The sequence below is a fragment of the Hymenobacter glaciei genome (assembly GCF_039539585.1).
GTDB lineage: Bacteria > Bacteroidota > Bacteroidia > Cytophagales > Hymenobacteraceae > Hymenobacter > Hymenobacter glaciei.
The window spans coordinates 187949-199790 of record NZ_BAABDK010000017.1; the positions used below are offsets into that span (position 1 = coordinate 187949).

At 64.0% G+C, this 11842-nt stretch carries 8 protein-coding genes and 1 riboswitch; of the genes, 3 read left to right on the forward strand and 5 right to left on the reverse strand.

The window, feature by feature from the left end; translation table 11 throughout:
- Positions 1-17 precede the first annotated feature (17 nt).
- Together ABD837_RS11610 and ABD837_RS11615 are read left to right on the forward strand one after the other, a co-directional pair.
- The gene (locus ABD837_RS11610; protein WP_345054417.1) at positions 18-989 is read left to right on the forward strand and encodes a YihY/virulence factor BrkB family protein; all 972 of its coding nucleotides are present in this window, start codon (positions 18-20) and stop codon (positions 987-989) included.
- Positions 990-1056: 67 nt separating this feature from the next.
- The gene (locus ABD837_RS11615; protein ID WP_345054419.1) at positions 1057-1848 is read left to right on the forward strand and encodes a hypothetical protein; all 792 of its coding nucleotides are present in this window, start codon (positions 1057-1059) and stop codon (positions 1846-1848) included.
- Positions 1849-1931: 83 nt separating this feature from the next.
- Here the strand turns inward: ABD837_RS11615 and ABD837_RS11620 are convergent, their stop codons facing one another.
- The 5 genes from ABD837_RS11620 to ABD837_RS11640 all read right to left on the reverse strand — a co-directional run bounded on the left by ABD837_RS11620 (position 1932) and on the right by ABD837_RS11640 (position 10635).
- The gene (locus tag ABD837_RS11620; RefSeq protein ID WP_345054421.1) at positions 1932-3002 is read right to left on the reverse strand and encodes a DUF5074 domain-containing protein; all 1071 of its coding nucleotides are present in this window, start codon (positions 3000-3002) and stop codon (positions 1932-1934) included.
- Positions 3003-3071: 69 nt separating this feature from the next.
- Positions 3072-5129, reverse strand: a complete 2058-nt coding sequence (locus ABD837_RS11625; RefSeq protein ID WP_345054423.1) for a TonB-dependent receptor plug domain-containing protein — start codon at positions 5127-5129, stop codon at positions 3072-3074.
- 163 nt (positions 5130-5292) lie between these two features.
- Positions 5293-5508: riboswitch (cobalamin riboswitch) on the reverse strand.
- Positions 5509-5592: 84 nt separating this feature from the next.
- The gene (locus tag ABD837_RS11630; RefSeq protein WP_345054425.1) at positions 5593-6453 is read right to left on the reverse strand and encodes a transporter; all 861 of its coding nucleotides are present in this window, start codon (positions 6451-6453) and stop codon (positions 5593-5595) included.
- 77 nt (positions 6454-6530) lie between these two features.
- Positions 6531-8993, reverse strand: coding sequence for a TonB-dependent receptor (locus ABD837_RS11635; RefSeq protein WP_345054427.1), 2463 nt, complete (start codon positions 8991-8993; stop codon positions 6531-6533).
- A gap of 295 nt (positions 8994-9288) precedes the next feature.
- Complete coding sequence (locus ABD837_RS11640; protein ID WP_345055101.1) at positions 9289-10635, reverse strand: Nramp family divalent metal transporter; 1347 nt, start codon at positions 10633-10635, stop codon at positions 9289-9291.
- Positions 10636-10852: 217 nt separating this feature from the next.
- On the opposite strand from ABD837_RS11640, the gene ABD837_RS11645 reads away from it, so the two are divergent.
- Positions 10853-11839 carry a cation diffusion facilitator family transporter gene (locus tag ABD837_RS11645; protein ID WP_345054429.1) on the forward strand — a complete coding sequence of 329 codons (987 nt, stop codon included), beginning with the start codon at positions 10853-10855 and terminating at the stop codon, positions 11837-11839.
- Positions 11840-11842 lie beyond the last annotated feature (3 nt).

The window sequence follows — 11842 nt, forward strand, 5'->3', positions numbered from 1 at the left end:
GCCCTTTCTTACTCTGCATGCCTACGCACTACAAATTCTCCGATGTTCTCGCTGTTATCAAATCGTCAGCGGGCGAGTTCAGCAACAACAACTCGTTCCGGCACGCCGCGGCGCTGTCGTACTACACCATCTTTTCGCTGCCGCCGCTGCTGCTCATCGTCATCACCATTGCCAGCTCGGTGTATGGCGGCGAGGCCATTTCGGGCCAGGTCTACGGGCAGCTGAAGGGCATTGTGGGGCCCGACTCGGCCAAGTTCCTGCAGGACAGCATTGCCAAGTTCACGCTGCAACAGCGCGGGCCGGTGGCTACCACCATTGGCGTGGCCACGCTCCTTTTCGCCGCCACTACCTTCTTTGTCACGCTGCAGGAAAGCATCAACGACATCTGGAACCTGAAAGTAAAGACCGTGGGCGTCGGTATTGGCGCGTTTATCAAGCAGCGCTTTTTGTCGTTTGGACTGATTCTGAGTGTGGCCTTGTTGCTGCTCATCTCTTTCGTGGTCAGTGCCGTGCTCAGCGCCTTCACTGGCTGGCTGCAACGGCTGTTACCCGAAGTTGGCATTATTGCCATCCGAATAGTTGATTTTGCGCTGTCGCTGGGCATCACCACACTGCTGTTTGCGCTGATTTACCGCTTCCTGCCCGATGCCATTATCCGTTGGCGCGATGTGCTGGTTGGCGCTTTCATCACGGCGCTGCTCTTCGTAATCGGCAAGTTTCTCATCGCCTTCTACATCGCCAAGTCCGACCCCGGCTCGGCATTCGGAGCGGCGGGCTCGGCCATTGTGCTGCTGCTGTGGGTGAACTACTCGTCGCTCATCATCTTCTTCGGGGCCGAATTCACCCAGGAGTTCGCCGACGCCTTCGGTCAGAAAGTGCACCCCAAGGCCCACGCCGTGCGCGTGCGGCTGGAGGAAATTGCCCCGGGCGAGTCGGAGGAGGAAAAGGCCACCGGCCGGCCGCACGCCACGGGCAGCTGGCGCAAGTAGCGCCCACCGGGCCCACTGGCGGCTCTGGTCTCGCGGCTGCATCTTTGGGCCACCCTTTCACCGCTTCATGCCCCTCAGCTTACGCTCTGCATCGGCCCGACTGGGCGGCCTCGTTGTGCTCGGCACCGTGCTGGCCGCCGCGCCGGTGTGTGCGCAGGTGGCTCCAACTGCGCCCGACACCACGGCTAAGCGCCAAGCCAATCCAACCCGCCCCTATGCTGGCAACGGCAGCCGCCTGTTTGTGGGTCCCACGGGCCGCAACCTGCGGCGGGGCGAGGGCACGGTGCAGGACATTGCCGTGTTTGCCCTGACGGTCGATTACGGCATCACCGATAGATTCTCAATAGGCGTGCTGGGTACGTTTGCACCCGGGTTCGGCAACTACAACCTGGTGGGCATTGCGCCCAAGTTCAGCGCACTGGTAGCCGAGCGGCTGCACGTGGGCGTGGGCGCGTTTGGCCTTTACGTGGCGGGTACGGCCGTGGGCCTTACCTACGTCAACGCCACGCTGGGCACTGCCGACCACCAGCTAACGGCTGGCGTAGGCTTTGGCTTCAGCGGCAGCGGCGGCTTTGGCAGCACGCCGCTGCTCATGCTGGGCGGAGCCACCCGCCTGGGCCGCCGCCTGTTTTTGGTCGATGAAACCTACCTGCTGCATACCAGCAGCGGCCGGCGCATTTCGGCGCTGGCGGGCGTAGCGGGCGGGCGCGCCGTGTGGCCGCGCCTGAGTGCCAGCCTGGGCCTGGCCTACCTCGCCTACGACTACCGCGAGCAGTCGGCCAGCAGCACCATTAGCAACCGGAACGGGGCCGTTGGGCCCTATGCCGACGTCACCTTCCGCTTCGGCCGAACCAGGTAGCACACCTAGCAGGCACCTAACAAAAAGGCCCCCGCTAATCAGCGGGGGCTTTTTTGTTACTGAGGAAAGTGGAAAAAGGAAGGTTAATTAAATACGAACCCATTCGGCCCCACCTTCACGGTGAAGGAATCGATGGGCACGCCGCTGGGCTGGTAGCGCACGAAGCGGCCGTTGCTGCTGTAGCTGGGCGCAATGGCCCCGTAAATGGTGTTGTCGCGGGGGTCGATGGCAAAGCCCGAGAAGCTGCGCCGCAGGAAGGGCGTGTTCGGCAATGCGGTAGCCGAAGTGCTCATCTGGTATTCGGCCCCACCGAAGCTGTAATACAGCTGGTCCTGAGCTGGGTTGATGCGCAATTTGCTGGGACTGCCGGTGCCTGGAAAAGTCAGCTTGAGCTGCGTACCCGGGCTGGCTGGGCTGAAGCGCACCAACGTGCCGTTCGACACACGGGTGGCCGTGTAGGGTGGCACCGAGAGGTAGGTAACAAAGCCCGAACACAACACCCACACGTTGCCGTCCTTATCGGCTACCATGCTGCTGGGGCCGTCGGCAACTGTAATGGTGCTGGTGAGTGTGCCAGTAGCTTCGTCAATCACCGACACGGTGTTGTCGAGGCTGTTGGGCACGTAAATTTTGCCGCCCAGGGCCAGTAGCTGCTCGGGGTTGCGGCCCACCGTTACGCGGCTGCTCACGGTGTTGGTGTTCAGGTCCAGAATGCTGAGCACACCGGGCAGGTAGCCGGTATAGGGCCCGCGCCACTCCGTAACGTAGCCGCGCGTGGCCGACGTGGAGGTGAAGTAGCGCGGCTGGGTGAGGCCCGCAATGGTGCCGGCCGTTTTGAAGTCGGGCAGGTTCACGACCTCAATCTTGTTGGAAGCATTGACCACGACGTAGCCCTTGCTGCCCCGCACGCCCATGCTTTGCACCACATCGCCGAGCTTGGCCCCGTTGTTGGCACTACCGAAAGCATCCACATTCAACGATTTGGCCGTGCGGTCAAATACGCTTACCACGCCGTCGCCGGCCCCAAACTGGCCTTCGCTCAGTACATACACGGCGGTGGTCGCCGGTACCGGGTCAGTAATTACTTCCTTTTGAGGGTCGCAGGCTGAAAGCAAAACCAGGGCCGCCAGGCCCACCGGAATCAGATTTTTCATAATAAAAGAGAAGAATAAACAGCGCCGGCCGTAGCCGGCAGATTGGGGAGTTAAGTGAAAGTGTTGAAATCAGAAATCGACCCGCAGGCTGCCGCCCAAGCTGCGGGGCGGGGCCGGCCGGCCGGGGTAGCTCTCGTAGGCTTGGCCCAGCAGGTTGTTGGCCTGCGCCAGCAGCAACAGCTGCGTGCTGCCCGGGCCGCGCAACGTGCGCCCCAGGGTGGCCCCCAGCAGCAGCGTGCCGGGCAGGTAGTCTATTCCCGAAGCATTGATGTAGCGGTAGCTGCCGAACACCAGCGTGCTGCTGGCCAGCCAGCCACGCCAGCGGTGGTCGGTGCCGAAGCTGGCCTGGTGCCGGGGCACAAAAGCCAGTTGCACGCCCACGGGGTCGGGGTCGTCGGACGTGCCCTGGGTTTTGCGGGTGTCGGTGAGGTGGTAAGCTACCTGGGCGGAGCCGGTGTAGCGGCCCTGGCGCAGGCGCAGCGTTGTGCTCATTTCCAGTCCCTGGCTGCGCACGCGGCGCAGGTTGCGTGGGCTCCAGATACCGGTGCGGTTGCTGGGCAGCCACTGCACCCAGTCGTCTACCTCCTGCCGGAAAGCAGTGAGCTCGGTTTCAAGCGTGAGCCCCTTTCCTGTAGCCAGCCGATGGCGCAGGCCCGCTTCGTAACCAAAGCCTGATTCGGACCGCAGGTCGGGGTTGCCGCCGGGCCGCCAGTACCGCTCGTTCAGAGTGGGGGCACGGTAGCTGCGAGCCGCGCTGGCCTTGGCCGTGAGCGAATGGGTGAACGCGCGGGTTGATGAATTGCCGAACGGCCGAATGGCTGAGCCGGGCAAAGCTGGATTCGCTACTTCTAAAGCCACCGCAGAGTCGGCTAAGGCGGCGGTTGCCGAGCGCAACAGGTCCCACTCCAAGCCCAGGGTGGGCGTGAGAGGCGCCAGGCCGGCGGGCAGCGCAGCCTGGCGCAGGTTGGCCGAGAGGCGCAGGGTCGGGCGCGGGTCGTAGCGCAAAAGGGCGAAAGCCGCCGCGCGGTTTTCACGTATGGGGGTCCCGCCGTAGCCATCCACCAGCGCGGCGAAGTGCTGAACCTCAGCACCCAGGCGCAGGCTGCCGCGTGCGCCCAGGGCGGCGGTGTGCTCGGCCTGGGCCTGGGTGGTGCGCACCCGCGAGTTGCTGGGTGCGCCGCCGTCGCGGTAGTTCAGCACGTCTTCGAACCAGGCGGTGCGGCCGCTCCACTGGCCCCGGGCCCCTACGTGGCGGTAGCCCAGCGTGAGGCGGCGGCTCTGGTCGCGCTCGCGGGCCTGGCCGCCGATGATGCCGGTGCCGGACTGGATTTCGCGGTCAGTGTCGGTTAGCCAGGCGGCCGCGGTGAGCTCACTTGCTCGGCCCACCCGCCAAGCCAGGTCGGGGCTAAAGCTCCACTGATGGCGCAGGGCAGCATTTTGCAGGGAGTAGCGCACCGGGCCGCGCGCTTCCTGCACCACGTAGGAGTAGTTGTTCTGCGCCTCACGGTAGCTAGCCGCCACCCGCACTGCCAACGTCGCCGAAGCTGCCCGGGCCTCGAAGTTGCCCCCTAGCAAGCCGAAGCTGCCAGCATCGAGCTGCACGCTGTTGTGGTTACCAACTCGCCAATCAGGGGCGCCGTCGAGCAGGACCGCGCCGCCTACGGCGCCGCTCCCATACAGCGCAGCCGCCGGCCCGGGCTGAATGCTGACGCGGGTGCTGGCCCCGACGGGCAGCAGCGCAAAGTCGGTCTGCCCCAGGGTGGGCAGCATGATGTTCAGCCCGTTCCAAAGCACTGCCGTGTGCTGGGCCGACGTACCACGTAGCGCAATGGAAGCCAGCTGACCCGGGCCGTAGTATTTGAGCGCCAACGGGGTGCGGGCCTGCAGCACCTCGGCTAGGTTACTACCGCGGTACTGGGCCAGCACGGCTGAGTCGAGCTCGGTGCGGGTGCTGCCTACGGCAAACCGCTCGGTGCCAACGGCCCGCACGCGCACTTCGCCCAGGCGGTGCAGCCGCCGGCTCAGGCGGGCTGAGTCCGCTGGCATCTGCGCCCAGGCGCTGCCCGCAACCGGTAGGGCCAGCAGCAAACCGGCCAGTGCCCGGCCAAACAAGGAATGAATACGCAACCGAATCAAATTCTCAGCGATGAAAATTCGATTCAAAATCTGCCCGCAAGCTCTTTCAATTGAAAGAAACCGGCTGCCAGACCGAGGCCGAAAAACAGTGGGATAATCTGGCTGCCCGAAAGCAACCGCTGTCTTCTTTCTCCATCCGTCCTCCGCGAATGCTGAACCTATGAATGCCCGGGCAGGTCTCCTGGCTTGCTTCGCCGAGCGGGCCGCCTTCCCAGTTGCCGGGCCGAAAAATCAGCTGGTAACCAGTGGCTTGTGTGGCCCGCTCCGATATGAAGCGTACAGTTGCGGGGACAGCTCCGGCGTTGAACCGGATTCCCTTTTCAGCCGCGCCCCGCGATTGGGGTCTGGCACCTTGGCGGCCCAAAGGTAAGGCGCGTAGCGTGGACTCTGCGAGTCCGCGCATAAACGAACATCTATTTGAAAGACGCGGACTCGCAGAGTCCACGCTACACCGCTACCGCCGCAGGGTGATGCCCACGAAGTACTCGTGGTCGCTGATGCGGTTCAGGGCCAGGTGAGTGCCGAGGTCGAGCTGCACGTTGGAGCTGACCTTGATGATGGGAGCCAGATTCACCGACGACTGCCAACGGCGCTGCTCGGTGTTCCATTGGGCCACGCCTTCGGCGAGCAGGCCGAAGTGTTTGGCAAAATCGTACTCCAGGGCTATAGAAGGCACCGCATTCAGGTAGTGCTGCGCAGACTCGCGGTCGTAATCGACTTCGGCTTCCACCTGGGCTTCGAAGTTGAGGTCGTCGCTGAGCTCCACGTCGATGGGCAGCACCACCCCGTATTCGACTGCCCCGTCGCCGACTTGGCCGCCAGTGGGCAGGCGCGCAAAGCCAATTACCGCCATGGCAAATTTGCCCTGCTGGTCGTCGCCCACGAAGTTGTGCTTGAGGCGCACCGTTACGTCGCCGAAGCCGGCATGGCGTTCCCGGTCCTGGGTGGGGTCGGAGGGCTGCTGCTTGTTGACGCTGTAGAGGGGCAGCTCGAGCTGCACGTCGGTGCGGCGGCTCAGGCCCAGCTTTAGCGTCGAGTACCCGGCGTGCCACTCGCGGCGCTGGCCATTGCTGCCCGAGCCGCTGTTGATGAGGCGCAGCGCATCCATTTCCAGCTGAAAGTGGCCGGCATCGACGGTGAACGGGCTTTCGGTGATGCCGGGCCGGTCGGGCTGCAGCTCGCGCAGGCGGGTGCGCGGCACGGGCTTGCGCCAGCTAAAATGGGCCGAGTCGTAGGGAGATGTTTTGGCGGGCGCCTGGGCGCTCGCCAGGAAGGGCAGGCCGCACAGCGCAACAAATGCGAACAGGTGTTTCATGCCCTCATTACGCGCTGCGCGAGTTTTGGTCGAAATTCGAACGTCATGCACGATGCTTTACAATCCTCCTGATACTGCTAAAACGGCACCACCAACTTCACGGCCACGTTACGACCGGGGTTGTAGATACCCGTGCGGCCCGTGGGCGAAGCGGCGTAATACTCGAAGTACTTGAGGCGGTTGAGGTGGGCCTGGTAGGCCGTATCAAACACATTGTCGACCTGCACGACTAGCTGGGCCACCGGCCGGCCGGCGCGGCTCGCAAACGTAGTGCCCGCTCCCAGCCCCAGCAGCACGTAGCCAGCGGTAGCGGTTTCGCTGTTATCGAGGGCCAGAAAGTGGTTTTGGCGGGCGCTGCCGTCGAGGCTGGCGCGGAAGTAGGTGGCGGTGAGGCGGCAGCCTTCGCGGGCAGGCAGGGTGGCGCGCAGCTCGGTACGGCCCCGCAGCGGCGGCATCAGCGGCAGGTAACGGGCGGTGGGGCCCTCGCGCTCAAGCCGGGCGGCGTCGGCATTTTCGCCGTTCACAAAAGCAAAGCTGCTGGAGCTGGTCAGCCAGGGCAAAGCCGCGGGGCGCAGGCTCAGGCTGGCTTCGAGGCCGTAGAGCCGGGCGGCGGCTTGCTGAAACTGGTAGGTGGTGTTGCCCGGCACGATGACCACTGGCTGCCCGGCGTCATTCAGCAAGCGGGCCTGGTAGATGAAGTTCTGCACGTAGTTATGGAAAACTTCCACGCTCACGTCGACCGTGGGCTGGTGCCAGAGCACGCCCAGGTCCTGCTGCCAGCTGAACTCGGGCCGGAAGCCGCGGTTGCCCAGGTACACGATGTGCGCGCCGGGGTCGAGGCCGTTCGAGCCGATTTCGGGGATGTTGGGGGCGCGGTAGCCGCGGGCCAAGTTGGCGCGCAGTGTGAGCCGCTCGGTGGCCAGGTAGCTGCCGCCAACGCTGGCCGACACGCCCCGGTACTGCTGCCGAAACGCCGGAAACTGGAGCTGCGCGCCGGGCACGCCAGCCCGGCTTTGGGCGTCGAAGCCAGTAGCCGGGTTGGGGCCGACGTAAAAATCCGACCAGTTCACGAGTCGCAGGTCGTAGCGCAGGCCGCCGCTCAGCTCCAGCTTGCCCAGCGGTTTTTTGAGGAGCAGGAAGCTGCCGGCATCGAGCAGGTCGTAATTGGGAATGGGAAAGTCGGTGGCCTGCTGGTGACGGTTGAGCTGGCCCATGCCGTTGCTGCCGAGGCTGATTTGCAGCCCCTGCCACTCGGGCAGGTGGTAGCGCACGTCGTAGGTGTAAGTGGTGAGTTGCAACGCCAACCCGGCCTGGCTGCGCACAGTGGGGTGGTTGAATTCCTCGCGGTTGTTTTGCTGCGCACCCAGCAGCAGGTGCAGCTCGCCGCCACCCAGGTGCACCTGCGTTTTGGTGAACAGCCGGTAGTGCCGGATGCGCTGGTGCAGCGGGCTGATGGCGTAGGAATTCAGCTCGTCGTCGGACACCAGCGGCCGGTTTTTGATATCGTCCAGCCCGCTCTCGAACACCTGCCGGGTAAAGCGGCGGCTGAGCGAGTCGCGGCTGCCGTCCGGAATTTCCTGGCGGTTGTCATACAGCGTGAGGTAGGCGTGGCTGCTGCCCCAGGCCTTACTCAGGCCCACCATTCCAGTGAGAGTCAGTTCGCGGAAACCGGTGTTGTACACCAAACCGTCGACGGCGTTGCGGTAGTCGCGCGCCATTCGGTTGCTGGCCCGGAAGCTGGTCTGGAAGCCGTTCTTCTGGTAGTTCAGTCCCAGCGAATTGCCAATCAGGCCGTTGTTAGCCTGGTACTCAGTGAGGGCTTCGCCGCGCAGCCGGCCTTCGGGACCGCTGGGCAGGGCGGGCAGCAGGTTCACCACGCCGGCCACCGCATCGGAGCCGTATAGCAGGCTGGCCGGGCCTTTCACCACCTCCACCCGGTCAATATCGTAGCCGTCGACTTCCACGCCGTGCTCGTCGCCCCACTGCTGGCCTTCCTGGCGCAGGCCGTTGTACATGGTCAGCACGCGGTTGTAGCCCAAACCCCGGATGAATGGCTTCGACACGTTCGGGCCGGTCGTCACGGCGCTCAGGCCCGGAATGCCGCGCACGGCCGCATCAATCACGTTGGTGTTGGCATTCAGCGTGATTTCGCGGCGGCTGAGGGTGGCGATGGGCACGGGGCTGCGACGTACTTCAGTAGCCCGGCTCACGCCCGTCACCACCACTTCGGTGAGGGCGGCGGGCGCGGCGGTCAGGGTGAGCGGCACGTCCAGCACCTCGTCAGCGGCCAGGGTCACGGTGCGCGAAGCTGCCGTGAAGCCCACCGCGCTGGCCACCACGCGCACCGGGCCAGCCGGCACGTCGGTGACCCGGAACACGCCCTGGGCGTCGCCGGTGGCGCCCAGTTTAGCCGTGGGCAGGGCTACGCTGGCAAAGGGTACGGGCCGTTGCTGCTCGTCGCGCACCACGCCGGTAAGGGTGCCGGCTTGAGCCCAAAGCAGGCGCGGCATCAACAACAAATAAAATAATAACTTCTTCATATACAGGTATTTAGTAGAATTATAAATCGTGAGGAATCCCGCTCCGAACCGAATACAGGCTCGGGTTAAGACTGGCAGGGGCGGCCAGTCAGGGGCAGTCGGTGGGAGGTAGCGGTGGGGTTATCGCACCGATGTGGCGGCAAGGGTCCGGCGCCGGTTGCGCGGAGCGGCGTTTGGGACTGCGGGTCAGAAACGGGGCTTGAAAAGTGCGCACTTTCCCGTCTTAAGCGGAACCAGTGCGGCAGGGAGTAGCACATAGGGTTGCGGCCGGTGCTGGCCTTTGCTATTCGCGGGCTCATCCGGTGAAGGTTTGCCAGAGCAAAAACACGTTCAGGCCGATGATGATACCGGACACGGCCCAGGCCACCGCCTGCAAGCCGGGCCGGTTCACGAACACGCCCATTTTGGCCCGGTTGCCGGTAAACAACACCAGCGGCACCACGGCAAAGCTGAGCTGCAACGACAGAATGACCTGGCTGAGGACCAAGAGCTGGCCCGTGCCCTTCTCGCCGTAGTAAATGGCCACCACCAAGGCCGGCACCACGGCGATGAGCCGGGTGAGGAGCCGACGCGCCCAGGGCTTCATTTTTAAATCCAGGAAGCCTTCCATCACAATCTGGCCGGCCAGGGTGCCGGTGAGGGTTGAGTTCTGGCCCGAGGCCAGCAGGGCAATGGCAAACAGCGCGCTGGCCGCGCCCGCGCCGAGCACCGGCGTGAGCAGCTTGTGGGCATCGGCGATGTCGGCCACCGCGTCGTGGCCCTTGCCGTGGAAGGCCGCAGCGGCCGTGACGAGGATGGCCGCGTTCACAAAAAACGCCAGGAACAGCGCCACCGTCGAGTCGATGGTGGCAAATTTGATGGCCATGCGCTTGCCGGTTTCGGTGGGCTCAATCTGCCGGGTTTGCACGATGCTCGAATGCAGGTACAGGTTGTGGGGCATGACGGTAGCCCCCAGGATGCCGATGGCCACGTACAGCATCTGCGGGTTGGTCACGATTTCCAGGCGCGGCACGAGGCCCTTGCTCAAAGCCAGCCAGTCGGGGTGCGAGGCGATAATTTCGTAGAGAAAACAGCCAAAAATTACCACAATGAGGCCGGCCACGATGCTCTCTATCACGCGGAAGCCTTTGTTCTGGAAAAACAGCACCACCAGCACATCCAGCGTGGTGAGTACCACGCCCCAGGCCAGCGGCAGGCCAAATAGCAGGTTCAGGGCAATGGCCGAGCCGATGACCTCGGCCAGGTCGCAGGCAGCGATGGCAATTTCGCACATCACCCACAACACCAGGCTCACGGGGCGCGAGTAGTGGTCGCGGCAGGCCTGGGCCAAGTCGCGCCCGGTTACCACGCCCAACTTCACCGCCAGGTGCTGCAGCAGCATGGCAAACAGGTTGGAAATGAGCACCACCGACAGCAGCGTGTAGCCGTAGCGGGCGCCGCCGGCCAGGTCGGTGGCCCAGTTGCCGGGGTCCATGTAGCCCACGGCCACCATCAGGCCGGGCCCCCAGAAGGCAAACAGCTTGCGCCAGAACGAGGCGTCGGCGGCCGGCACTTTTATACTGGCGTAGACTTCGCTCAGGGAATTGGCGCGCCGGGCATGGCGCCAGCCGGTTTCGGCAGCCGTCGTGGGCTGGGATTCAATGAGAGTAGAAGGCGGCACGTTAAGCGGTTGGTTCAAAGCAAAGGTAGCAGTTTTTTAGACTGCCCTAAAAATATTTTTCGGCGGACTTAAATACAGCAGAAGTCGAAAAAAGGTTTTGCCTGGCAGTCAGTTTTATCGTCCGAAATTTTACCCCTGGCTGTCCTGGCCCGGCCGTTCTACCCCGGTGCCCGACCTTTGCAGTTGTAACACCCCCTTCATGACGCCCACGCAAACCAAAAACCGCCTCGGCCTGCTCTCCCTCGTGGTGAGCATTGTCTTGGTGGCCATCAAGTTCTACGCCTACCACCTCACCCGGTCGCAGGCCGTGCTCACCGACGCCCTGGAGAGCATTATCAACGTGTTCACCAGCGGGTTTGCGTTGTACAGCCTCTACCTGGCCAGCCTGCCCAAGGACGAAAACCACCCTTACGGCCACGGCAAAATCGAGAACCTGTCGCTGGGGTTCGAGGGCGGCCTGATTTTCATGGCCGGCGCGTTTATTCTCTACAGCGCCTCGCGCAACCTGCTGCACCCACAGCCTGTGGCCAAGCCCGACTGGGGCGTCCTGCTGCTGGCCAGCACTGCCGTGGTGAACCTGGCGGTGGGCATGCTGCTGGTGCGCAACGGCAAGCGGCTGAAATCGGTGGCGCTGGTGGGCGACGGCCAGCACCTGTACATCGACGCCATAACGTCCATCGTCTCGTCGGGGGCGCTGCTGCTGGTGCAGGCCACCGGCATCGTGCGGTTCGACAGCGGCGCGGCGCTGCTGCTGGGCGGCTTCATTCTGGTGAATGGGGGCCGCATGCTGCGCAAAGCCGTGTCGGGCCTGATGGACGAAACCGACATTGCGGTGGTAGCCGAAGTCATTGCCGAGCTGCAGGCCCAGCGCCGCCCGTCCTGGATTGATGTGCACAACCTGCGCGTGCAGCGCTACGGCTCCAACCTGCACATCGACTGCCACATGCAGATGCCCTATTACTTCTCCCTCGAAGCCGTGCACACCCAGATGCACGACATTGAGGAGCTGATTCGGGCCCGCTTTGCCGTGGAGGTTGAAATGTTTGTGCACGCCGACCCCTGCACGTTTGCCGCCTGCTCGCTCTGCCTGATGCCCGACTGCCCCGTGCGGCAGCACCCCCTGCTACACCCAGTGCCCTGGACGGTCAACAACGCCATTAAGGACGAGCGCCACCGCCTGGCCTGAGGC

What these genes read in the sequence shown, in the direction of transcription:
- ABD837_RS11620 (WP_345054421.1), bottom strand. Translation starts at nt 3,002, where the DNA reads ATGAAAAATCTGATTCCGGTGGGCCTGGCGGCCCTGGTTTTGCTTTCA.
- ABD837_RS11610 (WP_345054417.1), top strand. Translation starts at nt 18, where the DNA reads ATGCCTACGCACTACAAATTCTCCGATGTTCTCGCTGTTATCAAATCG.
- ABD837_RS11645 (WP_345054429.1), top strand. Translation starts at nt 10,853, where the DNA reads ATGACGCCCACGCAAACCAAAAACCGCCTCGGCCTGCTCTCCCTCGTG.
- ABD837_RS11615 (WP_345054419.1), top strand. Translation starts at nt 1,057, where the DNA reads ATGCCCCTCAGCTTACGCTCTGCATCGGCCCGACTGGGCGGCCTCGTT.
- ABD837_RS11630 (WP_345054425.1), bottom strand. Translation starts at nt 6,453, where the DNA reads ATGAAACACCTGTTCGCATTTGTTGCGCTGTGCGGCCTGCCCTTCCTG.
- ABD837_RS11635 (WP_345054427.1), bottom strand. Translation starts at nt 8,993, where the DNA reads ATGAAGAAGTTATTATTTTATTTGTTGTTGATGCCGCGCCTGCTTTGG.